This is a genomic window from Oceanisphaera ostreae (assembly GCF_042676125.1).
In the GTDB taxonomy this organism is placed as follows: domain Bacteria; phylum Pseudomonadota; class Gammaproteobacteria; order Enterobacterales; family Aeromonadaceae; genus Oceanimonas; species Oceanimonas ostreae.
The window spans coordinates 57534-83057 of sequence record NZ_JBHTJS010000010.1; the positions used below are offsets into that span (position 1 = coordinate 57534).

The 25524-nt window shown below is 49.3% G+C and carries 18 protein-coding genes and 2 pseudogenes; 17 read left to right on the top strand and 3 right to left on the bottom strand.

All coding sequences use genetic code 11. The annotated features are described in order from the left end of the window. Positions 1-4: 4 nt before the first annotated feature. A pseudogene (locus ACFQ1C_RS03915) lies at positions 5-511 on the bottom strand (ISAs1 family transposase); the annotation flags it as partial. A gap of 123 nt (positions 512-634) precedes the next feature. Here ACFQ1C_RS03915 and ACFQ1C_RS03920 point away from each other — a divergent pair. The 4 genes from ACFQ1C_RS03920 (at position 635) to tnpC (ending at position 4304) form a co-directional block, all read left to right on the top strand. Next, positions 635-1837: an IS4 family transposase gene (locus tag ACFQ1C_RS03920; protein ID WP_379557230.1), complete on the top strand. Its 1203-nt coding sequence runs from the start codon at positions 635-637 to the stop codon at positions 1835-1837. Positions 1838-1931: 94 nt separating this feature from the next. Then, positions 1932-2246, top strand: coding sequence for an IS66 family insertion sequence element accessory protein TnpA (gene tnpA / locus ACFQ1C_RS03925; protein ID WP_379557231.1), 315 nt, complete (start codon positions 1932-1934; stop codon positions 2244-2246). Then, positions 2243-2599, top strand: a complete 357-nt coding sequence (gene tnpB / locus ACFQ1C_RS03930) for an IS66 family insertion sequence element accessory protein TnpB (protein ID WP_379557232.1) — start codon at positions 2243-2245, stop codon at positions 2597-2599. Before tnpA ends, tnpB begins: the two co-directional genes overlap by 4 nt. 79 nt (positions 2600-2678) lie before the next feature. Beyond that, on the top strand, positions 2679-4304 hold the full coding sequence (gene tnpC / locus ACFQ1C_RS03935) for an IS66 family transposase (protein ID WP_379557233.1): 1626 nt from the start codon (positions 2679-2681) through the stop codon (positions 4302-4304). A gap of 341 nt (positions 4305-4645) precedes the next feature. On the opposite strand, the pseudogene ACFQ1C_RS03940 reads toward tnpC, so the two are convergent. Continuing rightward, a pseudogene (locus ACFQ1C_RS03940) lies at positions 4646-5287 on the bottom strand (ISAs1 family transposase); the annotation flags it as partial. Between the two features lie 771 nt (positions 5288-6058). Between ACFQ1C_RS03940 and ACFQ1C_RS03945 the strand changes: the two are divergent. Beyond that, positions 6059-7441: an undecaprenyl-phosphate glucose phosphotransferase gene (locus ACFQ1C_RS03945; protein ID WP_379557234.1), complete on the top strand. Its 1383-nt coding sequence runs from the start codon at positions 6059-6061 to the stop codon at positions 7439-7441. 122 nt (positions 7442-7563) lie between these two features. Continuing rightward, entirely contained in the window at positions 7564-8910 is a 1347-nt protein-coding gene (locus tag ACFQ1C_RS03950; protein WP_379557235.1) for an O-antigen ligase family protein, read from the top strand. 200 nt (positions 8911-9110) lie between these two features. Here ACFQ1C_RS03950 and map read toward each other — a convergent pair whose 3' ends face one another. After that, a complete protein-coding gene (gene map / locus ACFQ1C_RS03955; protein ID WP_379557236.1) occupies positions 9111-9899 on the bottom strand; it encodes a type I methionyl aminopeptidase in 789 nt (262 codons plus the stop codon). A 1272-nt stretch (positions 9900-11171) separates the two neighbouring features. Here map and rpsB point away from each other — a divergent pair. The 11 genes from rpsB (at position 11172) to lpxD (ending at position 25522) form a co-directional block, all read left to right on the top strand. Continuing rightward, complete coding sequence (gene rpsB / locus ACFQ1C_RS03960) at positions 11172-11897, top strand: 30S ribosomal protein S2 (protein ID WP_379557237.1); 726 nt, start codon at positions 11172-11174, stop codon at positions 11895-11897. A gap of 107 nt (positions 11898-12004) precedes the next feature. After that, positions 12005-12883, top strand: coding sequence for a translation elongation factor Ts (gene tsf / locus ACFQ1C_RS03965; protein ID WP_379557238.1), 879 nt, complete (start codon positions 12005-12007; stop codon positions 12881-12883). Positions 12884-12953: 70 nt separating this feature from the next. Further along, on the top strand, positions 12954-13685 hold the full coding sequence (pyrH, locus tag ACFQ1C_RS03970) for a UMP kinase (protein WP_379557239.1): 732 nt from the start codon (positions 12954-12956) through the stop codon (positions 13683-13685). Between the two features lie 448 nt (positions 13686-14133). Further along, positions 14134-14691, top strand: coding sequence for a ribosome recycling factor (gene frr / locus ACFQ1C_RS03975; RefSeq protein WP_379557240.1), 558 nt, complete (start codon positions 14134-14136; stop codon positions 14689-14691). Positions 14692-14765: 74 nt separating this feature from the next. Further along, a complete protein-coding gene (gene uppS, locus ACFQ1C_RS03980) occupies positions 14766-15536 on the top strand; it encodes a polyprenyl diphosphate synthase (protein ID WP_379557241.1) in 771 nt (256 codons plus the stop codon). Positions 15537-16235: 699 nt separating this feature from the next. Further along, complete coding sequence (locus ACFQ1C_RS03985; protein ID WP_379557242.1) at positions 16236-17111, top strand: phosphatidate cytidylyltransferase; 876 nt, start codon at positions 16236-16238, stop codon at positions 17109-17111. A 256-nt stretch (positions 17112-17367) separates the two neighbouring features. Beyond that, positions 17368-18558: a 1-deoxy-D-xylulose-5-phosphate reductoisomerase gene (gene ispC / locus ACFQ1C_RS03990; protein ID WP_379557272.1), complete on the top strand. Its 1191-nt coding sequence runs from the start codon at positions 17368-17370 to the stop codon at positions 18556-18558. After that, positions 18558-19907 carry a sigma E protease regulator RseP gene (rseP, locus tag ACFQ1C_RS03995; RefSeq protein WP_379557243.1) on the top strand — a complete coding sequence of 450 codons (1350 nt, stop codon included), beginning with the start codon at positions 18558-18560 and terminating at the stop codon, positions 19905-19907. The genes ispC and rseP overlap by 1 nt, the downstream gene beginning before the upstream one ends. Positions 19908-20623: 716 nt before the next feature. After that, entirely contained in the window at positions 20624-23098 is a 2475-nt protein-coding gene (gene bamA, locus ACFQ1C_RS04000; protein WP_379557244.1) for an outer membrane protein assembly factor BamA, read from the top strand. 886 nt (positions 23099-23984) lie between these two features. Further along, complete coding sequence (locus ACFQ1C_RS04005) at positions 23985-24488, top strand: OmpH family outer membrane protein (RefSeq protein WP_379557245.1); 504 nt, start codon at positions 23985-23987, stop codon at positions 24486-24488. A gap of 11 nt (positions 24489-24499) precedes the next feature. Then, positions 24500-25522, top strand: a complete 1023-nt coding sequence (gene lpxD, locus ACFQ1C_RS04010) for a UDP-3-O-(3-hydroxymyristoyl)glucosamine N-acyltransferase (RefSeq protein ID WP_379557246.1) — start codon at positions 24500-24502, stop codon at positions 25520-25522. Positions 25523-25524 lie beyond the last annotated feature (2 nt).

Genomic DNA, 25524 nt, shown 5'->3' on the forward strand with positions numbered 1-25524 from the left:
AAGATTACGAAACCCCTTGCCCCATAAGGACTCGCGTTAGGTAGTCACTATTTCTCCCCGCCCGTTTTTGCTTACGTTTAAGGCCGGCTTTAAAACTAGTATCGGAATTCAGTAAGTTAAATGCGATATGGCGGATCGCAGCAAAGTTCTCGCCTGCCTCATCACGGCGGATCCGACAGTTATCTTCGCTCATCCCAACATCCAGCCGCCAGTGCAGCTGAGATTCGATGGACCAATGGGCTCTGCTCGCTTCCAGCAGCTGCTTGGACGTTAATTTTGCTGAGCTAATATAGTAACGAATGGAGATGTCCGTCGCCGGCTGGCCTTTCTCTTGGCGTATCGCAGCCACAATGCCCATCGTCTTTAACTCCGGCCATTCAAACTCAAGGTCACCGAGCACTGAGAGGTCGTCATTAACCAGGCATAATCTCGTTTCTACTCGACCATGCCCTTGCTCTTTTGTGCTGTAAGTATCATCTTCATCACTCTGCAGCATCTCTAGTTTAACGTAAGCGTCACACTGAGGAATCCCCACATGATTTCATTTTAAAACAGGGAGTTAGGGGGTGACGCGCACCTTGTGACATGATCTAATGCTATCGCCAAACACCAAAAGATACATGGGTTCAACAAGATGCGCGAATTCAAGATTGTACATCAAGCTCTGCTCCAATGCTGCCCTGAGCTGCATGCCAAACGCCTTAATACACTCATGGCCGCCTGTGAGGCGCTCTTTCGCAGTGACACCCTTACCCTCACCGCGATGGGGCGCCATATTGATAACGGCGTCAAACCCAAGCACTGCATCAAGCGTATGGATCGATTGCTGGGCAATCATCACCTCCATAAAGAGCGAATGGTCATCTATCGCTGGCATGCCGCCCTGCTGTGTCAGGGAAACACGCTGCCCACCGTCTTGGTCGACTGGGCCGACATTCGGGAGCAACAACGACTGATGGTCTTGAGAGCATCAGTGGCATTGTCGGGTCGCTCAGTCACCTTGTATGAACGCACTTTCACGTTGGAAGAGCACAATACGGCCCAGGCTCATCAGCAGTTCCTCAACGAACTGGCATCGCTGCTGCCGGCTGGAGTCAAGTTATTGATTGTCACCGATGCCGGTTTTAAGAATCCTTGGTTCCGTGCCGTCGAGAAGCAGGGGTGGTACTGGCTTTCCCGGGTAAGAGGGCGAGTCACCTATGCAGACCGCATAGCCGAAAATTGGAAGCCAGTCAGTACGTTGCACAAGATGGCTAGCAGCAGGGCAAAGTTCGTTGGCTCGTGCCGATTGGCGAGCTCTAACCCGATACCCTGTGAACTCTACCTGTACCGAGGCAAGCTTAAAGGGCGAAAAAATCAGCGTTCAACGACCACCAACAGCCATCACCCTGATGCAGCCATATACAGCCGAGCAGCGAAAGAGCCATGGGTCTTGGCCACCAATCTACCCGAAAGCATGTGGGCACCGATACAGCTGGTGAGGCTGTATCAGAAACGGATGCAGATAGAAGAGACCTTCCGAGATCTGAAGAGTCCGGCTTACGGATTGGGCTTGCGTCACAGCCGAACTCGCAGCTCTCAGCGGTTCGATATCATGCTGCTTATCGCCTTACTGTTACAACTGCTGTTGTGGTGGATTGGCCTGTTTGCCCAGAATGCCCAGTGGCACACACACTTCCAAGCGAACACGGAGCGGTCAAGAAATGTGTTGTCCTTGGTTCGCCTTGGCAAGGAAGTGCTGAGGCGAAAAGATTATCCCCTCACGAAGCGAGATCTGCTTAAGGGTGCGGCACTATTTATCAAAAAAATCAGGCGAAATGGCGATGCGACGGTTTAATTATGTGGGGATCCCTCAGAGCGTCACAGCATCCGCACCTGTTTAGCCTATTTTTAATACCGTAGATTACCCATTTTAATAAATGAGGTGATCTATGAGTCGACAGTATCGTAACGAAGCACAGTGGCGGGAGCTAATTAGCGCCTTTGAGCAAAGTGGACAAAGCCAGGTCGAGTTTTGTGCTGAGCAGAGCATAAGCTCTGCGTATTTTAGTCAGCGCCGTAAAGCGCTATTGAGTCTCGATGGTGCGGCTTTCATTGCGGTAAAGCCGACTGTCTCTCACGCTGCTTTCATGTCAGATCCTGGAAGCCCTTCATTAACACTGCGTTATCAGCAAACTGAACTGGCATTGCCACTCTCGGTAGAGCCGCGCTGGTTGGCCGGTTTGATAAAGGCTCTGTCGGCATGAAGATGTTCGTGGAGCTGCCCGCCATTTATTTGCATAAACAGCCGGTGGATTTCAGGAAAAGCATTAGCGGGCTCAGTGTTATCGTGGAAGAGCACATGCAGCTCTCTTCGTTCAGCGGCGCGTTGTTTGTGTTCTGCAATCGACAGCGGGACAAAATCAAGGTGCTGTATTGGGACCAGACCGGTTTCTGCCTGTGGTACAAACGGCTGGAGCAAGACAAATTTAAGTGGCCGAAGACGATGTCAGGAGAAGTGCTGACCTTATCAGTACGCCAGTGGCATTGGTTGCTGGAAGGTCTCGATATTCAGAAAATGACTGGCCATCAGCCGCTGCAATTTACTGCTGTTTATTGAGGATTATCTATGCCATTTACGACTAAAAAAGCCTGATATATTAAAGCGTTCACGGCGGGTTTATAGTAAAATAAGCACCATGAAAAAAACCCGTGCCACCGCCATTCCTGATGATATCGAGAGCTTGAAACAGCAGCTACTTGAGATGCAAACCTTGCTGCAAAAATCGCAGCGAGAGAGCTTGCGTCATCAACAGGAAAGTGAACGGGTGCAGAAAGAAAGTGCCCATCATCAGCGAGAAGCGAAGCGTTTTCAGCAGTTATATAACCACGCGCTTGAGCAGTGGCAATTAGCATTGAGGAAGCGTTTTGCGGCCAGCAGTGAAGGTCACCCCGGCCAAGGCGAGTTGTTTAACGAAGTCGAGGAGTGCCTGACGCCCAGCGCCGAAGAAGTTGCCGCCGATGAAACCATGACTTACATCCGCAAGAAATCCCGTCGTTCGAGCTTGAGTGCTGAGCTGCCGCGTGAAGACGTGGTGCACGATATTGCAGGTGCAGACAAGGTCTGCGACGACTGCGGCCATGACTTGCATCAGATGGGTGAAGAAGTCAGCGAGAAGCTGGAGTTCATCCCCGCTACCGTTAAAGTCATTCGCCATATCCGACCGAAATACAGCTGCCGTTGCTGCGAACAACAGGCCACACGCACCACGATTAAAATAGCGCCGTCTCCAGCCAGTATACTACCGAAAAGCATCGCCACCCCGACCTTACTGTCGCAAATCATTACCGCTAAATATCAGTTTGGGCTACCGCTGTATCGGCAAGAAGCGTTATTCAAAAGCTTCGGCATTGAGCTGCACCGACAAACCATGAGTCGCTGGCTCATCAGAGTCAGCAGGCAGTTAACGCCACTGTATCAGCGGCTGCACGCCTTGATGCTGGAGCGGCCGGCGCTGTGGTCTGACGATACGCCGGTCAAGGTACTCGACGTTGATAAAGTGCAATGCACCATGTGGGTGTATGGCTGTGGCGGCGATAAATCCGAGAGCTTACCGAATAATACGGCGTCACCGCCCAATATCGTGCTGTACGACTATCAAGATGGCCGTGGCGGCATCCATCCCAATACCTTTTTAGCGGGCTATCACGGCTTATTGCAAGTCGACGGCTACGCAGGCTATCACGGTACCGATGCGATGTTAGCCGGTTGCTGGGCGCATGCGCGTCGGAAGTTTATCGAAGCCAAAGCCGTGCAACCCAAGGGCAAAACCGGTCGAGCCGACCAGGCGCTGAATCTGATACAAAAGCTGTATGGTATCGAGAAGTCCATTCGTCAGCTGTCGATAGAGGACAAGCGCGCTGCTCGCCAAGCCCAGTCGGCTTCGATCATGGAACAACTTAAAGCGTGGCTAGATAAAGCGCTGCACCAAGTGCCGCCCAAAAATGCCATTGGTAAAGCCATCGGCTACACCTTGAATCAATGGGATAAGCTACAGGTTTATCTTGAACATGGCGCAGCAGCGATTGATAACAACCGTGCTGAGCGGGCTATCAAGCCATTCGTGATTGGCAGAAAGAACTGGTTGTTCTCGAATAGTCGCAGTGGTGCCCAAGCCAGTGCCATGCTGTACAGCCTGATTGAAACCGCCAAAGCCAATAACGTACCGCCGGGTGTTTATCTCACGGCACTGTTTGAACAATTACCTCATCTCACCGATGGCGAGTCCGTCGACCACCTGTTGCCCTGGGCTATCCGCTTATAACTCATCCCTAAGACGCCACGTTAACATCGGTTAATGTGGCTTGTTAGGTGTGGTTCCAGTGACGTTTACAGTTTAACCGACATTCCGCACCTAATTTTTAGATTTAAAATTGAGATTTACATCGCAACTTTGACACTGGGTACAGAATTTAGCTGACACCTAAAGTGGTGCCATGTATTAATAATCGGTTACGCTGTTTTTATCCCACATAAGGAAGCTGGGGAGCATGCATTACCATCCCGAAATTCGATTTTACACTTTGATTTCAAAACAGCTACTTTCCTCATCTTCCGCAAATGTGTAGGCATCTTCGTCGAAAATAAATATTAAAACAGGTGCGGAATGTCGGGTTTAAAGTAATTATCAAACGCGGCTTCCAGGCTTGGCTGGTTGCTTTTGACCGACAGCAGGTAGTCTGCATCTTTATTTAGCACCTTCTTGGCGATGGCTTTCTGGCAACCCATTGCATCGATGGTGACCAAGCAACCTCTGATATTCAGCAGCTCTAGCAGCTTTGGAATGGCGGTGATCTCATTACTTTTCTCTGCCGTTTTAACTTGTACCAGCACCACCTGATTAGCGGCACTAAAGGCACTCACCATGTGGATCATTCCTTGCCTGCGCCCCTTGTCGTAAGTTCCACGCAAGGTTTTACCGTCGATAGCAATCACTTCACCTTCGGTCGCTATATGGCAGTCTCTCATCCATGTAGCAAAGCTCTTTTGTAACTGTTTAGCTGAGATCATGCCCATCACACGAGCGATGGTATCGTGTACGGGAATACCATTGTCGAAATCACTGTACTGTTGCAACCAGTCAAAATGATCAACACCAAAATCTTGGATTTCTTCCCAGCCTTCCGCTCCACCAATAACAGCGACAATGGAAAGAAACAAAATATCCGATAGCTTATGCTCTATTTTCCACTGCTGACGAAGGTCATTAATAATCGCGAGGTGATCTAACAAGCTAAGTCCATGCATGGTGAGAATCTAGTTTTGAGCATGAAAGAGCTACAGCCAATATTGAAGTAAAAAGCTAATCGTCAAAGCGATCGTTTGATTAGTCTATTTTTCTTTAATAATGGCGTAGTTTAGGGTGAAAATGGGCTGTTATGTTCAAAATTACACCTCGCTGTAAGCCTTGCTACATAAGGGTTCTTCATGATCTTGCCCTGGACTAAGCAGTTGTTTATATCGAGACATCGCGGTCTCGGACAGTGAGCGCTGAGTAAGCGTCACCGCATCCGCACCTGTTTAGTCTATTTATGATGCCGTAGATTACCTATTTTAATAAATGAGGTGAGCTATGAGTAGACAGCATCGTAATTAGGCGCGGTGGAGAGAGTTAATTACTGTTTTGAGAAAAGTGGGGAAAGTCAAGTCGATTATTGTGCTGAGCACAAGGTGAGCGGTGCAGCGTATCTTAGTTAGCACCACTCACATACATTACACCAGTATTCCAATACTGGGCTTCTAATTTTACATCTGCTTGCCTTATACTACTCATTGTTAGGCTTGTTGATCACGTAATCCCATCAAAGAAGATTGACGATGAAAGCCAGATAATCTGCCTATGGCATCTGGCTGTCGCCGTAATCAGGAAGTAGCATCCATATTCTGTGCCCAGCTTTGGGTTGGGCTCTGCAAAGAGCCTGCGACCTTAGCTGGTGGGTTATTGCAACTGTCGCTTGAACCTGCACAACTTCAACACGAGCTGGTAGCCTGCTTACGCATTTAAACCAAGAGTAAATTATGTCTCGAACTACAAACGGCCTTACCGAACGTTACCCGGCCCAGTTGCTGGTGCCTCTGGTGGATATGCTGGTGGTGGTCGCGAGCTGCGTGTTGGCTCACTGGTGGCGTTTTGGCGATATGCAATTGCCGGAGCGTTACGTGCTGGTTATGGTCCTGATGGCTTTGCTGTTGGTGGTGTTCAACAGCGCTTTTGGCGGTTACCGGCGTTGGCGAATCAAGCGTATTCCCACCTTGCTGCTCCGGCTGTTACTGGTGTGGCTACTAGTGGCGGTGGTGGTAACTTCTATTATTTATTTTGCTCATGTGGCACATCGTTATTCTCGGCTGTGGGTGGGAATGTCGTTGCTGCTGTCGTTTGTAATGGCCGGTGGTGTACGTATTGTAGCGCAGCAGGTGCTGCGTCATTCCCGGCTCAAGGTGCTGGCCACCAAAAAGGTATTTTTGGTGGGGCCGGATCAATGTGTGCTGTCGGTAGGCAAGGGCATGCGCAATGCCCCAGAAGAAGGCCATGTGCTGGCCGGGGTGGCGCGGCTTAAGATGGCATATTGCGAACAGGAATTGACGCATCTAACACGGCGAATCAGTGAGTCGGGTGCGGAAGAAGTGTGGCTGTGTATGCCGCTGGGTATGGGCGAGTCCATTCGGGCGATCTACCATGCATTACGGCATCACACGGTGGAAGTACGCTTTATTCCTAATTTCTCGGATATGCAACTGCTTAATCACAAGGTTAGCGAGGTGGCGGGGCATTTCTCTATCGACCTGAGTGTGTCGCCTATGAGCGGTGTTGCGCGCATGGTAAAAAGACTGGAAGACATTACCATTGGCCTGTTTATTTGTTTGTTGATCGCGCCTGTTTGTCTGATTATTGCCGCTGCAGTTAAGCTCACTTCTTCTGGGCCTGTCATGTTTAAGCAATATCGTACCGGTGCCAATGGGCGTAAGTTTAAAGTGTATAAGTTTCGGTCGATGAAAATACACCAGGAAAAAGGTAAGCAGGTTACCCAAGCCACTAAAGCAGATAGTCGTATTACACCGGTGGGTGCTTTTTTGCGCCGAACATCTTTGGATGAACTACCGCAATTCTATAATGTGCTGCAAGGCCGCATGTCGATTGTTGGACCCCGGCCCCACGCTTTGGCTCATAACGAACATTATATGGATCTTGTTGAGTCCTACATGAAGCGGCATAAGGTAAAACCAGGCATTACCGGTTGGGCGCAAGTGAATGGCCTGCGCGGCGAAACTGACACCATCGAAAAAATGGAACGGCGGGTAGAGCATGATCTCTGGTATATAGACAATTGGAGCCTGTGGCTGGATCTGCGGATTATTTTGGCAACTGTGCTTAAAGGTTTTATCAATAAAAATGCCTATTAAAATATTGTGCGGAGTACACTTTACAGTGAAGTGTGAAGTAAAATCTGAACCTATCGCATTGTTTGGTAAAATCGAGTTTCGTTAAACATCCATCATTGAAAATTAAATATAGGGTATAGCAAGTGGGGCTTTCCATTCAACATTCAACATTAACATCACAGCATTCGCAAGTTGCTGGTAAACGTCTCTTTACCAGCTTAGCGGTATCCTTGATGGGGGCGTTGGCGCTGGTGGTAGACAGTGGTTACACCATAGGGCCGGCATTGCTTTTGTTGGCTAGTGTGACTTTGCTGTGGCGCCGCCCAGTATTGAACTTGCAGGCTGAAGATAAATGGCTAATGGCGGTGATTGCCGGTTATAGCTTGTTGTTTCTTGCTCAGTTGATGTGGGAAGGTGCCGGCTCTCGGACTTATGACAGGCCCAGTCGCTTTTTGTTTGCCGTGCCGGTGTTGTTGTTTGTATTTGCCTATCCACCAAAGCTGAGCTGGTTGTGGAGCGGCCTGGCAGTCGGCTCTGTGCTTACCGGCAGTTGGGCCATTTGGCAAAAGCTGGTTTTGGGCGTAGATAGGGCAACCGGTTACACTTATGTGATCCAGTTTGGCAACATCAGCATGTTGTTTGGCCTATTCTGCTTAGCCGGCTTGGGTTGGGCTGCTGTACAACCTAACTCCAAGCGCTGGGTAGTATTATTGTTGTTGGGGGCGGTATTTGGTGTGCTGGGATCTTTGCTCTCCGGTACTCGCGGTGGCTGGATAGGGTTGCCGTTTGTTTTTTTAGTGCTCTATCGCGCCTATGGCAACTTGCTGGCGGTTAAGCTACGGCTAGGCATAATGGCAGGGCTATTGGCTCTGGTTGCCTTGGTGTATGTTGTGCCGCAAACCGGTGTGCAGTCGCGAGTGCATCGGGCCTTTACCGATATTGACTTGTATATTAGTGGGCAAAGTCAAACCACTTCTTTAGGAGCGCGGTTTGAGATGTGGCAAGGCGCTTTGATCTTGATTGCCGAAAAGCCACTGACGGGTTGGGGCTGGGAGGGTTATCAGATTGGTATGCAGGCGCTGGTGGATAAAGGCGAAGTGATACAGTTTGCGGCTGATCATCATGCCCATAATGAGTATCTCGATAATTTTGCCCGTCGCGGCATTTTGGGGTTACTGTCTTTGTTGGCGCTGTATCTGGTGCCATTACGATTGTTTGCTCGGCGCTTGACCGAGTCTAATTTGGAGCTGCGTGCGCTCGCTACTGCGGGGGCTATTTTACCGGTCGCTTTTATGGATTTTGGTTTGTCGCAGGTGTTTTTTGGCCATAACAGCGGCGTGATGGTGTATGCGTTTTGGTTGGCCGTGCTGTGGGGCACATTAAGGGCATATGAAAAACGCAGCGTCGGCGCCGAGCTCCAACCTAAAGATAAGAGCAAAGATACTAAAAATCATTTGCCACGGAATCCACGGAACCCACAGAAAAATTAAGACAAGAAAGGGCGAAACGTGTTTTTGATTGGTAAGGGAAAAACAGAGCGCCCGGCGCCTAGCGAAACAAAGATACCGGGGCTTCGTCATACTGAATCAAGTTCAGCATGACGAAGATTCAGTACCAATATGACAGCAAACAAAAACACCGAGCCTAGGAACAGGCTCGGTGTTTTTGTTTCAACTTCCAGCTTACCGCTTTAAGCTTTAATAAAGCGCGGTAGGGTGTCGTCTTTACGCAGGGTAAGTATTTCGCAGCCGTCTTCGGTCACTAACAATGTGTGCTCGTATTGGGCGGTTAGGCTGCGGTCTTTGGTGATTACAGTCCAGCCGTCGTTGAGCATTTTGCTGTGGCGTTTGCCGACGTTGATCATGGGCTCTATGGTGAAGCACATGCCTGCTGCTAACACTTCGCCGGTGCCGGCTTTGCCGTAGTGCAATACTTGTGGCTCTTCGTGAAATTCGGCACCAATGCCGTGGCCGCAATATTCACGTACTACTGAGTAGCTATGGGCTTCGGCATGCTTTTGAATGGCTTCGCCAATGTCACCTAAGTGAGCACCTGGCTTCACCAGCTTAATACCGATTTCTAGGCATTCTAGTGTTACGCGGCACAGGCGATCGGCCATGATGCTGGGCTTGCCAACCATAAACATTTTTGATGAATCACCGTGGTAGCCATCCTTGATCACGGTAATGTCGATATTGATGATGTCGCCGTCCTTGAGCTTTTTGTCTCCCGGAATGCCGTGGCAAATGACGTGGTTTACTGAGGTACAAATAGACTTGGGAAAACCGTGATAGTTCAGCGGCGCAGGAATGGCTTGCTGTTCGTTCACGATAAAGTCGTGGCAGATTTGATTAAGCTGTTCGGTGGTAACACCGACTTGTACATGGGGCTCGATCATTTCTAGTACATCGGCGGCCAAGCGGCCAGCTACGCGCATTTTTTCCATTTCTTCCGGGGTTTTTATGACGATGTTGCTCATTGAATCTTGTCTCTGTGGGTTGGCGCCCGGTTAGTAATGCGTTGTTATAGCGCGGGGCGGCTATTGAATAGGATCGATAACGGGCAGTATTGCCGCCATCAGGCCGAAAATTGTAACGCTATAGTGGTGAAGGGTAAAGCGCCCAGCGCCCAGCGCCGAGCACCCAGCTAAATAAAGGGCTAAAAATTAAAGATTTTTTTGCCACGGAATACACGGAAAAATTAACATGAGACAAGGGTGAGCCCTTCGGGCAGCGGTAAGCTTTAAGCCGTAAGCTATTAGCGAAGATAAGCACCGAACCGAACTTTGTAGCCCAGCGCTTTAGCTGCTGGTCCTGCGGAGCAGGATGGTTTGGTGGTCGTTGAACTTAGCTTATGGCTTACCGCTGATAGCTTAAGGCTTTGTTTCAGATTTTATCTCTATTTTTCTGCGGGTTCCGTGGATTCCGTTGCGAGGGGCTTGAAGGGCTAAGGATTTTTTGCCACGGAAGAACACGGAACGCACGGAAAAATTAAGCTGAGATAAGAACGAAAAGTTCCAAAAAAACTCTATTGGGGTAAGAGCTAAAAAAGCGAAGGGATCTTATTGGGGTAAGAGCAAGCATCCCGGCCGCAGCTTTACGCCGTAAGTTAAAGATAGACACCGTTCTGGTAGCCCCGGTAAGATGGCATGGGCTTGACCTTACCCATAAATTATCTTTTCAGATCTGATCTCTATTGTTCCGTGTTCTTCCGTGTATTCCGTGGCAAAAAAAGCTTTTAATCTTTAATGGCGAGATACCGGGGCGAGCCCGGTATGACGGCATAAGGGACAACAGCCAAACTAGCCTACATATTCAGTCTCTGTTTCGCCTGTCACTTTTGCTTCGGTCTAATCTCAGTTCTTACCATTAAAGAGCTCTTTCAGATCTGATCTCTATTTTTCCGTGTATTCCGTGGCGAAAAAGTCCTTAGTTTTGTGTTGTGACCTAAAGGGTTCTGCCTGGGTTGAAATGCGAGAGCAAGCGTTCATTTACCTCGGCTCTTGGTGCTGGGCGCAGGGCGCTTTGTTTACAAATTTCACTGGTGTTTTAGGTCTGTTTCGTGGTATAAAGCGCGCCGTAGTTCTGATTTTGTTTTGCTTACGGCTTATCGCTTACAGCTTACAGCTTGGTATTACGTAAATTCACCTTTTTAATACACACACACATCGGCACATGCTCTAGGGTGCTCTTCGGAGTTGGAGACATGGGATGTGTGGAGGCCTAACCCAATACACTTATTTGAGGAAATCATGGCACAAGTATCTATGCGCGACATGCTGAAAGCCGGCGTTCACTTTGGTCACCAGACTCGTTACTGGAACCCTAAGATGAAGCCGTTTATTTTTGGCGCCAGCAACCGAGTTCACATTATCAACTTAGAAAAAACCGTTCCTATGTTCAACAACGCGTTGAACTACATGGGCAGCGTTGCTTCTAAGAAAGGTAAAATCCTGTTTGTTGGTACTAAGCGCGCAGCGTCTGAAGCCGTTAAAGAAGCCGCTACCAAATGCGATCAGTTCTATGTTAACCACCGCTGGTTAGGTGGCATGCTGACTAACTGGAAGACTGTTCGTCAGTCTATCAGTCGTTTGAAAGAGCTGGAAATCCAGTCTGCAGACGGTACCTTCGACAAGCTGACCAAGAAAGAGGCGCTGATGCGTACTCGCGAAATGGAAAAGCTGGAGAAGTCACTGGGTGGTATTAAAAACATGGGCGGTCTGCCAGACGTACTGTTTGTAGTAGACGCTGACCACGAGCACATTGCTATTAAAGAAGCCAACAACCTTGGCATTCCTGTAGTATCAATTGTGGACACCAACTCTAATCCGGACAACATCGATTACATCATTCCAGGTAACGATGACGCCATCCGTGCCGTTCAGTTATACCTGAACGCTGCTGCTGACTCTGTGATTGCTGCTCGTGCACAAGACTTGGCCGTGCAAGCCGAAGACAACTACGTCGTAGAAGAGTAATAGAGCAAAAGCTTAGGCTTATGCCGTTATTAACCATACGAAAGTAATGGATTAACAGGGGCCAAGTGCCCCTGTTTTCTTGTGGACTAAGATTGAGGATATTAAATATGGCAACTATTACCGCGGCCATGGTAAAAGAACTGCGCGAGCGCACTGGCGCTGGCATGATGGATTGTAAAAAAGCATTAACCGAAGCCAGTGGTGACATTGAGCTGGCGATTGAAGAAATGCGTAAGTCTGGTCAAGCAAAAGCCGCTAAAAAAGCCGGCCGTATTGCTGCTGAAGGTGTGATCCTGATGCGCCAGTCTGGCAACACAGCTGTAATGATTGAGCTGAACAGCGAAACTGACTTTGTAGCTAAAGATGCAAGCTTTTGTGCCTTTGGTGACAAGGTAGCCGACATTGCTCTGGCTAACAAAATCAATGACCTGGACGCTTTAAAAGCGGCCGAGTATGAAAACGGCGAAAGCATTGAAGTTGCGTTGACTAACCTGATTGCCAAAATTGGTGAGAACATGAGTCTGCGCCGCATTGAGTTGGTAGAAGGTGACAACCTAACTACTTACTTGCACGGCACGCGCATTGGCGTTATCGCCAACCTGAAAGGCGGTGATGAAGAAGTAGTTAAAGACGTTGCTATGCACGTTGCTGCTTCTAGCCCACAGTTCGTTAAGCCTGAAGATGTGTCTGAAGAAGTCGTTGCTAAAGAGCGCGAAATTCAGGTAGACATCGCTATTAACTCTGGCAAGCCAAAAGAAATTGCTGAGAAAATGGTTGAAGGTCGTATGAAGAAGTTCACCGGTGAGATTTCTCTGACTGGTCAGCCGTTCATTAAAGATCCTGCTATTACCGTGGCCGATCGCTTAAAGCAAGCCAACGCCGACGCTATCAGCTTTGTCCGCTTTGAAGTGGGTGAAGGTATTGAGCGTGCAGAAGAAGATTTTGCTGCTGAAGTTCAAGCACAAATCGCCGCTTCTAAGGCATAAATTTAGCAGTTTAAATGCTACTAAGACCGCGACTTCTGTCGCGGTTTTTCTATAACTAGGAATAGAAAGCATGAGCACCAACCCTAAACCCGCATACAGACGCATTCTTCTTAAACTAAGCGGCGAAGCGCTGCAAGGAGAAGAAGGCTTTGGTATTGATCCCGCTGTGTTAGAACGTATGGCGCAAGAGATTAAAGAACTGGCTGAGCTGGGCGTGCAAGTTGGCGTTGTCATCGGCGGTGGTAACCTGTTTCGTGGTGCAGGCCTAGCCGAAGCGGGAATGAACCGCGTGGTGGGCGACCACATGGGTATGTTGGCGACCGTGATGAACGGCTTGGCAATGCGCGATGCCTTGCACCGTGCTTATGTGAATGCCCGTCTAATGTCTGCCATTACGCTAGAAGGCGTGTGCGACGCTTATAATTGGGCAAATGCCATTAGTATGTTGCGCAAAGGCCGAGTGGTGATATTTTCTGCCGGCACCGGTAATCCGTTTTTTACCACCGATTCTGCCGCCTGTTTGCGTGGCATTGAAATTGAAGCCGACGTAGTATTAAAGGCCACTAAGGTGGATGGTGTGTACAGCGAAGATCCAATGAAAAATCCGGATGCCGAGCTATATAACCACCTTGATTACGACGATGTGCTTAACAAAGAACTAAAAGTGATGGACTTGGCCGCCTTTACCCTGGCGCGAGATCATAATATGCCAATTCGGGTGTTCAACATGAACAAGCCCGGCGCACTACGCCGCGCAGTAATGGGCGAAAGCGAAGGCACGTTAATAAGCCGTAAGCTGTAAGCTTTAAGCTAAAAGAAAGAGATTAAAGATTTTTTTGCCACGGAATACACGGAAGAACACGGAAAAATTAACATGAGATAAGGGCGAAAAGTGACAAGAGATTCTATGAGTAAGTTCAAGATAAAGGATCTGCTGTCCTCTAAGTAATGCCGCATAACAATAGTGGTTCTACCGTCATTCCCGCGAAGGCGGGAATCTAGGATTTGTGACGCAGAACGGTCAGCCAGCGGGACGCCAGCAAAGGGCACTGGACCCCCGCCTTCGCGAGGGTGACGATAAAGGCAAGCCAGCCTCATAATTCATATCAGTTATGAGAAATTACTTAGAACTTACCCATTAAAATTTTTTTAGATTTTATCTCTATTTTTCCGTGGGTTCCGTGGATTCCGTGGCAGATATAGGTTTTATGTTTTAACTTTACTTAGCGCTGATAACTAAGGAATAAACCGTGATTAACGAAATTGTAACTGACGCCAAAGAGCGGATGGAAAAAAGCCTTGAGTCACTAAAAGGTCAGATGAACAAAGTGCGTACTGGTCGTGCTCACCCAAGCTTGCTAGACACCATTTTTGTAGACTACTACGGTGCTGCTACTCCGCTGAAGCAGGTCGGTAATATTACTACCGAAGATTCTCGTACTTTGGCCGTTACCGTATTTGATAGCACTATGATCAAAGCGGTAGAAAAGGCGATTATGAGTTCAGACCTAGGCCTGAACCCGTCTAGCACCGGTACTATGATCCGTATTCCGCTGCCTTCATTAACCGAAGAGCGTCGTAAAGACCTGATCAAAGTAGTGCGCAACGAAGCAGAGCAGGGCCGAGTGGCTATTCGTAACATTCGTCGCGATGCCAACGGCGACTTTAAAGCGCTGCTAAAAGAGAAAGAAATTTCGGAAGATGATGATCGCCGTGCCCACGACGATATTCAGAAGCTCACTGATGCTTGCATTAAACTGGTAGACGAAGCACTGACTGCCAAAGAGAAAGAGTTAATGGAAATCTGATAGTTACATCGGGTATAGTGACCAACGCCGTGCAGCTGTCTGCGCGGCGTTTTTCTTTGCGCAGGAGCACTTAAATGCCAACGACAGAATCAATGGCATCATTTGAACATTCTACACTCCCTCGCCATGTGGCTATCATCATGGATGGTAACGGCCGTTGGGCAAAATTGCGCGGTAAGTTGCGGGTAAGTGGTCATAAGGCCGGCGTTAAGTCGGTGCGAGCGGCGGTGAGCTTTGCTCATCAATTAAAATTAGAAGCACTCACATTATTTGCTTTCTCTAGTGAAAACTGGCGCCGCCCCGAAGATGAAGTGAGTGCGTTAATGAGCTTGTTTATTGCCGTGCTGGGCTCAGAAGTTAAGAAGCTGCATCGCAATAATATTCGCTTGCAAGTTATTGGTGCTCGATCGGGCTTTAGTGCTCATTTGCAGCGTAAAATAGCCGATGCCGAAGCACTTACTGCAAACAACACCGGGCTGACGTTAAATATAGCAGCCAATTATGGTGGCCGTTGGGACATTACTCAGGCCTGCCGTCGTGCGGCAGAGCAGGTGGCCAACGGTGAGCTAAATGCGGGCGATATTGATGAAGATTATTTAAATGGTTTAATGAATATGGCGGATTTGGCACCAATGGATCTACTGATCCGTACCGGTGGTGAACAACGCATTAGCAATTTTTTGTTGTGGCAGTTAGCGTATGCCGAGCTGCATTTTACACAGGTGTTATGGCCCGACTTTGACGAGACCGCGTTTAGTAATGCGATTGCCGCCTTTGTAAGCCGAGAACGCCGCTTCGGCTGCACCGGAGAACAAATTAGAGCTCTGTTGAAGGCTGAGAGCTGAAAGAAAGAGATTAAAGATTTTTTGCCACGGAATACACGGAAGAACACGGAAATTACCAAGACAAAAGACTTTTATTGGTAAGGTCTTAACCATTAAGCATGCATTTTCAGATTTGATCACTATTGTTCCGCGTTCTTCTGCGGGGTCCGTTGCAGATCAAGCTCTTAGAGATTTTTGCAACGGAAGAACACGGAACGCACGGAAAAATTAACATGGGATAAGATCGGGAATAGTGTTGAGTTATGAGTGTTGAATGGTGAGTGAAAGCACTTAATTCATAACTAAAAACTCAACACTCGCCGATTTTGGGTGTGGTTCTGTCGTCATTCCCGCGAAGGCGGGAATCCAGGATTTGTGGCGCTGCACTGTGAGCCTGCGCGGTGCCTACAAAAGGCACTGGACCCCCGCCTTCGCGAGGGTGACGATAAAATTAAGTCCGCCCATTTATTTGGCGGTCCTGCGGAGCAGGATGGTTTGGTCGTTGAACTTAGCTTATGGCTTACAGCTAATAGCTTAAGGCTTTGTTTCAGATTTGATCTCTATTTTTCCGTGGGTTCCGTGGATTCCGTGGCAGATATAGGCTTTAGTGTTGAGTGTTGAGTGTTGAGTGTTGAGTGTTGAGTGTTGAGTGTTGAGTGTTTGTTTTTTAACTTCCAGCTTACGGCTTATAGCTTACAGCTGTGTTTTTAAGGATTTGCTTTGTTAAAACTTAGAATTATCACGGCTTTGTGCCTGGTGCCTTTGGTATTAGCAGCGATGTTTTTGCTGCCGTTTACGTACTTTGCGTTGTTTGCCGGTGGCGTGTATTTGTTGGCGGCACGGGAGTGGGGGCGTTTTATAGATGCAGAAAAAGCCAGTGTGTTTATGGTGTCGCTGGCGTTAGTGTTAATTGGGCTAATGGGCTTTTTGCCCATTAATCACCTGTGGACCGATAGCGCATCGCAAGCCACCTTAGCCGCGGGTTTACACGAGCCGGTAATGTGGCTGTTAGGGCTAGGTGCGGTGTGGTGGTTAGTGGCACTGGGCATGGTGATTCGCTTTCCTCGTAGTGCGGCCTTGTGGCGGGAACAGCCGGGCGTAAAGGCCTTGTGTGCCTTGTTTACGCTGGTGCCATTTTACTGGGCGCTACTGGCGCTGCGCAGTTATCAGTATGAACAAGATGCGCATTATGGCGCTTGGTTGTTGTTGTTTGTGATGTCACTGGTGTGGGCCGCAGATACCGGCGCCTACTTTGCCGGCAAAGCTTTTGGTAAGCGCAAGCTGTGCCCAAATGTAAGCCCAGGTAAAACCATAGAGGGCATGTTGGGCGGCTTGGCAGCCTCGACTGTATTGGCGTTGGTTGTTACGCAAAGTTTAAGTTTATCGTCGCACCACAGCATGGTGTTGTTGGTGGCCTCTGTTGTGGCGGTGTTTGCGTCTGTGCTGGGTGATCTAACCGAAAGTATGTTTAAGCGTGATGCGGGCCTTAAAGACTCGGGGAGTATTTTGCCGGGCCACGGCGGCATTATGGACCGAATTGATAGTTTGACGGCGGCCTTGCCGGTGTTTGTGGTTGTGGTGTGGTTGTTAGGATGATGCTGAAAAATCTTCGAGTTAGATTTAACGGCAGAGGCGAAGCTCGAGCGCAAACTCGCCGTGTGTTAAGGCCACCGACGCAGGGCAATGGCTGCGAACATTCACTGGATGTTCGGTCCATTGTCCTGCGCGGTCTCGGCAGCAAGCTGCCCCATATCGGCTCTGCTGTGCCGTCCCTGGCACAGAAGGTTTGCTTACGAGCACTCGCCTCTGCCGCCAAATGCCCAACCTTGTGTTTAGTGGGAGGAGAGAGATGATGCAAACTCTTACCATACTCGGTGCTTCTGGCTCTATTGGCCAAAGTACACTCGCGGTGGTGCGCCAGCACCCAGAGCAATTTTCGTTGTTTGCCTTAAGTGCCAATAGCAATGTGGTGCGCATGCTGGCCGATTGTGTGGAGTTTGCTCCGCGCTTTGCGGTGATGACCGATAATTTGGCCGCAAAAGAATTACGTCGCCAATTAGCGCAAACCTCGTGTCGTACGCAAGTGCTTAGCGGGGCGCAAGCGCTGTGTGAAGTAGCGCGCGACGCGGAAGTAACCACCGTAATGGCGGCTATTGTCGGGGCGGCGGGTTTGTTATCTACGCTGGCGGCAGTAGAGGCGGGCAAACGGGTATTGCTGGCCAATAAAGAAGCGCTGGTGATGAGTGGTGAGTTGTTTATTGATAAAGTGCACCGCCACGGCGCCGAGTTACTGCCAATAGACAGCGAGCATAATGCTATTTTTCAGTGCCTGCCGACTACGTTACAACAAAACCCGGGGCGCGGTAGCTTGCATGATGCCGGAGTGAGTAAAATTTTACTGACCGGCTCTGGCGGACCGTTTCGTTATACGCCCATCGAGCAGCTGGCTACGGTAACACCGGCGCAAGCCATCGCGCATCCTAACTGGAGCATGGGACCAAAAATTTCCGTCGACTCGGCCACCATGATGAACAAGGGGCTGGAGTATATAGAAGCGCGCTGGTTGTTTAATGCCACCCCCGAGCAGTTGCAGGTGCTGGTGCATCCGCAGTCGGTTATTCACTCTATGGTGCAGTATTCCGACGGCTCGGTATTGGCGCAATTGGGCCAGCCAGATATGATGACCCCCATTACCCATGCCTTGGCGTATCCGGCACGTATTGCCTCGGGTGTGGCACCGCTCGATTTTTGTGCGCTAGGAGATTTAAGTTTTATGGCGCCAGACATGGCGCGTTACCCTTGTTTGCAACTGGCCATAGACGCTTGCGCCAGTGGTCAAGGGGCGACTACCGCATTAAATGCCGCTAATGAAGTAGCGGTATCGGCGTTTTTAGCCGGTAATTTGAGCTTTATGGCCATTGCCGAGGTGAACGAGGCGGTGATGCAACAACTGGGTAGCACGGCAGTGTGCAATTTAGATGACATAATAGCGCAGGATAATAAGGCACGAACGTGTGCCGCAGCAGAAATAAGGAAGCGGTAATGGGCGGCATATTATGGAACCTAGGCGCGTTTATTGTGGCGCTGGGTATATTAGTGGCAGTGCACGAATACGGCCACTTTTGGGTAGCTCGGCGCAACGGCGTTAAAGTAGAACGCTTTTCTATTGGTTTTGGTAAGGCCATTTGGCGGCGCATGGGTAAAGACGGCACCGAATATGTGCTGGCGATGATCCCGCTGGGTGGCTATGTGAAAATGCTGGACGGCCGCGTAGACGAGGTGCCCGAGGCGCTTAAAGACCAAGCATTTAATCATAAGTCGGTATGGGCGAGAATGGCCATTGTAGTGGCCGGCCCCATGGCAAACTTTGTGTTTGCCATTTTTGCCTTCTGGTTGATGTTTTTAATTGGCGTACCGGCGGTTAAACCGGTATTAAATGACGTCACCCAGTCGTCGCCTGCAGCAGAAGCGGGCTTACTGCCGGGCATGGAAATACTGGCCATTGACGGCAAAACAGTGCGCACGTGGGAAGACGTTAACTTTGCACTAATAGCACGCATTGGTGACGACGCGACTGAATTTTCAGTACAAGATAACCGCGGTCAAAAAACTGAAGCGAGCATTGCATTAGCGAATTGGCAGTTTAATCCCGATGAACAATCGCCCATTAGCGCTCTAGGTTTGGTGCCAGTGGGGCCGGCATTAACGCTCACCGTCGCACAGGTGGTGGAGAATGGCCCCGCCAGTGCCGCAGGCGTTAAAACCGGCGACGTGTTGCAGGCCATAAATGGCGAAACACTAACCGATTGGCGAGATCTGGTAAATAAGGTGCAAGCATCACCTGAAATTGAAATGGAACTTGCAGTGCTGCGCAATGGTCAGACACAAAGCATGTTGCTGACCCCCGCGCGTCATGAAAGCACAGACCGAGTAATTGGCTATGCAGGACTAGCCCCACAAGTGCTGCCGGTGGCCGACGAATATCGCTTCGATCTGCGTTATGGACCGTTAGCGGCCATTGGTGCCGGCATGAGCCGCACCTGGGATTTAACCGTGCTTACCTTTCAAATGTTGGGTAAGTTGGTGACGGGCGTGGTGTCAGTTGATAATTTAAGTGGCCCCATTTCTATTGCCAAGGGCGCGGGAGCCACCGCCGAATATGGCTTAGTCTACTTTTTAGGGTTTATGGCGCTGGTGAGTGTCAACTTAGGCATTATTAACCTATTGCCACTGCCGGTATTAGACGGCGGACACTTGCTGTTTTATGTGATTGAAGCCGTCACCGGGCGACCGGTGCCAGAAAAAATACAAGAAGTCGGTTTTAAAATCGGCGCCGCCTTATTGATGATGCTAATGGGCTTAGCACTGTTTAACGATTTTGCCCGGCTATAAAGAAAGAGATAGCGCCCGGCGCCCAGCTCCCAGCGCCAAGGAAGAGAAAGGGCTAAATAATTTTTTGCCACGGAAGAACACGGAACGCACGGAAAAATTAACATGGGATAAGGGCGAAAAGTACCAAGATATTTATTGGTAAGGGCAAGAGATAGCGCCCGGCGCCCAGCTCCCAGCGCCAAGGAAGAGAAAGGGCTAAACAATTTTTTGCTACGGAAGAACACGGAACGCACGGAAAAATTAACATGGGATAAGTGCGAAAAGTACCAAGATATTTATTGGTAAGGGCAAGAGATAGCGCCCGGCGCCCAGCTCCCAGCGCCAAGGAAGAGAAAGGGCTAAATAATTTTTTGCCACGGAAGAACACGGAACGCACGGAAAAATTAACATGGGATAAGGGAGAGCCCTTCGGGCAGCGGTAAGCTTTAAGCCGTAAGCTATCAGCGAAGACAAACACCGGCTCTTGTAGCCCTGCGCTTTAGCTGCAGGTCCTGCGGAGCAGGATGGTTTGGTCGTTGAACTTAACTTATGGCTTACAGCTGATAGCTTAAAGCTTTGTTTTAGATTTAATCTCTATTTTTCCGTGTTCTTCCGTGTATTCCGTGGCAGATATATGTTTTGGTATTGTGTGATTTGATGTTTTAGCTGGGCGCGTGGTGCTGGGCGCCGGGCGCTTAATGAGTTTACGAAATTACTTACAAGGATAAAGTCAGACCATGCTAGTGAAAAAACAGGCAATGAAGAAAAGGCCGGCCAAAACGGTCTTGACCAACACACTTGTCGCCACTTGCTTGCTTAGTGCTAGCATGCTGGCCCATGCTCAGGGCAGTATGGCTCCTTTTGTAGTACAAGACATTCAAGTTAATGGTTTGCAGCGTGTCACCTTGGGTGCCACTTTGCTGAGCTTGCCGGTGCGGGTTGGCGAAGAATTGGATGCCGCACGCTTAGGCCAAGCCATTAAAAGCCTGTATGCGTCGGGTAACTTCGAAAACGTACAGCTGCTGCGCGACAACGGCATTTTAGTGGTGCAAGTTACCGAGCGGCCAACCATTGCTGGCATTAGCTTTAGCGGTAATAAAGAACTTAAAGAAGATCAGCTACAAAAAAGCTTAGAAGGTGCCGGCGTGCGAGTGGGTGAGCCACTGGATCGCACTACCTTAAGTTCCCTTGAAAAAGGCTTAGAAGACTTCTATTACGGGGTGGGTAAATACTCAGCTAACGTGAAGGCGGTATTAACGCCGTTGCCGCGTAATCGGGTGGATTTGAAGTTTGAGTTTGTGGAAGGTGCGGCTGCCGAAATTAAGCAGATCAACATAGTGGGCAACAAGGCATTTAGCGAAAAGCAGTTATTGTCGCAGCTAGAGCTGTCGGACAGTGTGCCTTGGTGGAATATTATGGGCGATAAGCGCTACCAAAAGCAGAAGCTGGCGGGTGATATTGAAACCCTGCGCTCTTACTACCGTGACCGCGGCTACTTAAAAGCCGAAATTAGCTCTACTCAGGTCGCAATGTCGCCGAACAAAGAAGGTGTATATATCACCCTCAACGTAAGCGAAGGCGATCGTTATACCGTGTCGGACGTGAATTTGCGCGGTAACTTGGTGGACCGTGAGTCTGAGTTAAAAGCGTTAGTTCCATTACAAGTCGGCGACCTTTACTCCGCCGCCGACGTGGCGCACATGGAAGAGGTGCTGTCTAAGTTTTTGGGCCGCTTCGGTTATGCCTACCCTAAAATTTCGACCTTTCCGCAAATAGACGAAACCAGCAAAAAAGTAGAGATGGTGGTGAACATCGATCCGGGTAGCCGAGTGTATGTACGTCGCATTAACTTTAGCGGCAATATCATCACTAAAGACGAAGTGCTACGCCGCGAGATGCGCCAAATGGAAGGGGCAAGCCTGTCCAGTGAAGACATTGAACAGTCTCGCACCCGCTTAAACCGCTTGGGGTATTTCGACACCGTTGAAGTTGACACTCGCCGTGTGCCGGGCGAAGCCGACTTGGTGGATTTAGACGTCAGCGTAAAAGAGCAACCTGCAGGCTCCATTAACTTTGGTATTGGTTTTGGTACCGACTCGGGCTTTAGTATTCAGGCCGGCCTGCAACAAGAAAACTTCTTGGGCACGGGTAATCGGGTGGGCATTAACTCACAAATGAACGACTACTCTAAAGACGTGTCGCTAGACTTTACCGATCCCTACTTTACCGTTGATGGTGTGAGCTTGGGCGGGCGTGTTTATTACCGTGAGTTTGATGCCCGCGACGCCAACATCGCCGACTACGACAGCACCTTATACGGTGTGCGAGCACTCAGTGGCTTCCCCGTTAACGAAGATAATCGACTGAACTTTAGTGTGGGTTACGAACACAACACCTTAGGTAAACCTAGCGACAGTTATGAGCAGCTGAATGATTTTTGGAAGCTGCATAGCGATAAAGTGGCTGGTGCGGATGAAATTAGTTTTGACACGTTTGACCTAACCGCCGGTTGGACTCGTAATACGCTGAATCGCGGGTATTTTGCCACGGCAGGTGACCGTCAAAATCTGTCGCTTAAAGTGACGGTGCCGGGCTCAGATTTGCAGTATTACAAAGCCAGTTTTGATGATGCCCATTACTTCCCAATCGACCGCGAGCACAATTGGGTGTTGGCAGGTAAGTTTCGCGCCTCTTACGGTGACGGCTACGGTGAGGCGGGTTCAGGTGATCAACGACTCCCGTTTTTTGAAAACTACTATGCGGGTGGCTTTAACACCTTGCGTGGTTTTAAGAGCAACTCGGTAGGCCCAAGAGCGGTATACAAAGACGCTAATGGTGATTTACGTGGAGACGACAGCACCATTGGCGGTAACGCGCTTATTGCCGCCTCGGCCGAGCTAATAGTGCCGACGCCGTTTGCCGGTGAAGATTTGCAGCGCTCGTTACGCACCAGCGTGTTTGTAGATGTGGGCACGGTTTGGAATACTAACTACTCGGGTGAATACGACGGCTGTGGTAGTAATGCTGGCGATAGTAACTGTGACTTAATCTACGACTATGGCGATCCGTCTAACTTCCGCGCTTCGGCAGGTGTCAGCATGCAGTGGTTGTCACCGCTGGGCCCATTAGTGTTCTCACTCGCAGCGCCACTAAAAGATGTAGAAGGCGACCGTACCGAAATATTCAACTTCAACATCGGTAGAACGTTCTAAAGATAGCGCCCGGCGCCCAGCTCTCAGCGCCAAGAAGAGCTAAGTGCTAAGAATTTTTGCCACGGAACCCACGGAAGAACACGGAAAAATTAAGCTGGGATAAGGGTGAGCCCTTCGGGCAGCTGTACGCTGTAAGCGTTCAGCTAAGATAAACACCGAACCTTGTAGCCCAGCGCTTTAGCTGCTGGTCCTGCGGAGTAGGATGGTTTGGTCGTTGAACTTAGCTTATGGCTTACCGCTGATAGCTTAAGGCTTCGTTGTTTCAGATCTGATCACTATTTTTCCGTGGGTTCCGTGTATTCCGTGGCAGATATAGGAGAAGAGCTAAGTGCTAAGAATTTTTGCCACGGAACCCACGGAAGAACACGGAAAAATTAAGTTGGGATAAGGGCGAGCCCTTCGGGCAGCTTTAAGCCGTAAGCGTTCAGCTAAGATAAACACCGAACCTTGTAGCCCAGCGCTTTAGCTGCTGGTCCTGCGGAGCAGGATGGTTTGGTCGTTGAACTTAGCTTATGGCTTACCGCTGGTAGCTTAAGGCTTTGTTTCAGATCTGATCACTATTTTTCCGTGGGTTCCGTGTATTCCGTGGCAGATATAGGAGAAGAGCTAAGTGCTAAGAATTTTTGCCACGGAACCCACGGAAGAATACGGAAAAATTAAGCTGGGATAAGGGCGAAAAGTGACAAGGGATTTTATGGGTAAGGGCAAGGACAGCAGCGGTAAGGTTATAGGGTTAGATCTTACCCATCAAAATATTTTTCAGATCTGATCACTATTTTTCCGTGGGTTCCGTGTATTCCGTGGCAGATATAGGTTTTAGGTTTGTTTTTGTTGAAGCTTCAAGCTTACGGCTTCTAGCTTCCAGCTTTATTTAAAGGAGATAACTTTGAAACAGATAATTAAAATAGCCGGTGTGTTGGCGCTGATGTTGAGCGCGGGTGCGGCGTATGCGCAAAGTACCAAGGTGGCGGTGGTGGACACGGCATTGGTATTTCAAAAAATGCCCCAGCGCGAACAGGTGGCTAACAAGCTGAAAGGCGAATTTTCTAGTCGCGTTAAAGAAGTACAAAAGATGGAAGCCGATGGCCGCAGCTTTATTGAAAAGCAGCAAAAAGACATGGCATTTATGAACGATCAGCAAAAAGCCGATGCGCAAAAAAAGCTTAACGACATGCAGGGCTCTTATGTGCAAAAGCGTCGTAAGCTAGAAGAAGATCAGGCGCGTCGTGAGCACGAAGAACGTCAAAAAATGTTAAAAAGTATTCAAAGTGCCGTTACCAGCATTACCCAGTCACAAGGTATCGACTTGGTAGTTGAGCGCGGCGCCGTTATTCATGTTTCACCTAGCCTCGACATCACCCAGCAGGTGATCAGTCGAGTGAGCAAGTAAGAGCCTTGGTTATGACTATCACGTTACAAGAATTGGCACAGCGCCTGAATGCTGAATTTAAGGGTAATGCAAGTGTTGTTATTCGCCGCGTAAACACCCTAGACAAGGCCGGCGCAGATGAAGTGGCTTTTTTGTCGGACGAAAAATATCATCATCTGCTTGAGGCTACTCATGCGGGGGCTGTGATCGTTAAGGCGGCCGACGCGGCTTTGTGTCCGGTTTCTTGCTTGATAATGGATGACCCTTATCTTGGTTTTGCGCTGGCAGCCCAAGCACTGGATACCACGCCCGCACCTGCGGTTGATATTCACCCAAGTGCGGTGATTGCCGAAGACGCCGTTTTGGGGCAAGGAGTGGCGATTGGTGCCAATACCGTTATTGAGTCGGGCGTAGAGCTGGGTGATGGCGTAGTGATTGGCCCAGGTTGCGTGATAGGCAAGGGCGCTAAACTGGGTGCGCGCACTCGGCTATGGGGCAATGTCAGCATTTATCATAGAGTCACCCTCGGGGATGACTGTCTGGTACAATCGGGAACCGTAATTGGCAGTGACGGCTTTGGCTATGCCAATAACAAAGGCGAATGGGTTAAAATTCCGCAGCTGGGCACGGTCGTCATTGGTAACCGAGTTGAAATTGGCGCGGGCACTACAATTGACCGAGGCGCCTTAGGTGATACCTGTATTGCCGACAACGTGATTATCGACAACCAATGCCAAGTTGCCCACAACGTGCAAATTGGTTATGGCTGTGCCATCGCCGGTGGTACCGTAATGGCGGGTAGTCTAAAACTGGGTAAATATTGTATTATTGGTGGTGCGGTGGTGATTAACGGCCACATAGAAATTTGTGATGGAGTGACAATTACCGGCATGAGCATGGTGATGCGCTCCATTACTGAACCAGGCATCTACTCGTCCGGTATACCGTTGCAGCCAAATAAAGAATGGCGTAGAACGGCGGCACGAGTGATGCGCATCGATGATATGCACAAGCGATTACATCAGCTTGAAAAGCAGTCAGACAAAAAAAATTAAGC

Coding starts and splice junctions, on each gene's coding strand:
- tnpB (WP_379557232.1), top strand. CDS start 2,243: ATGAAGATGTTCGTGGAGCTGCCCGCCATTTATTTGCATAAACAGCCG.
- tnpC (WP_379557233.1), top strand. CDS start 2,679: ATGAAAAAAACCCGTGCCACCGCCATTCCTGATGATATCGAGAGCTTG.
- rpsB (WP_379557237.1), top strand. CDS start 11,172: ATGGCACAAGTATCTATGCGCGACATGCTGAAAGCCGGCGTTCACTTT.
- ACFQ1C_RS03920 (WP_379557230.1), top strand. CDS start 635: ATGCGCGAATTCAAGATTGTACATCAAGCTCTGCTCCAATGCTGCCCT.
- map (WP_379557236.1), bottom strand. CDS start 9,899: ATGAGCAACATCGTCATAAAAACCCCGGAAGAAATGGAAAAAATGCGC.
- ACFQ1C_RS03945 (WP_379557234.1), top strand. CDS start 6,059: ATGTCTCGAACTACAAACGGCCTTACCGAACGTTACCCGGCCCAGTTG.
- uppS (WP_379557241.1), top strand. CDS start 14,766: ATGCCAACGACAGAATCAATGGCATCATTTGAACATTCTACACTCCCT.
- bamA (WP_379557244.1), top strand. CDS start 20,624: ATGCTAGTGAAAAAACAGGCAATGAAGAAAAGGCCGGCCAAAACGGTC.
- ispC (WP_379557272.1), top strand. CDS start 17,368: ATGCAAACTCTTACCATACTCGGTGCTTCTGGCTCTATTGGCCAAAGT.
- pyrH (WP_379557239.1), top strand. CDS start 12,954: ATGAGCACCAACCCTAAACCCGCATACAGACGCATTCTTCTTAAACTA.
- rseP (WP_379557243.1), top strand. CDS start 18,558: ATGGGCGGCATATTATGGAACCTAGGCGCGTTTATTGTGGCGCTGGGT.
- lpxD (WP_379557246.1), top strand. CDS start 24,500: ATGACTATCACGTTACAAGAATTGGCACAGCGCCTGAATGCTGAATTT.
- tnpA (WP_379557231.1), top strand. CDS start 1,932: ATGAGTCGACAGTATCGTAACGAAGCACAGTGGCGGGAGCTAATTAGC.
- tsf (WP_379557238.1), top strand. CDS start 12,005: ATGGCAACTATTACCGCGGCCATGGTAAAAGAACTGCGCGAGCGCACT.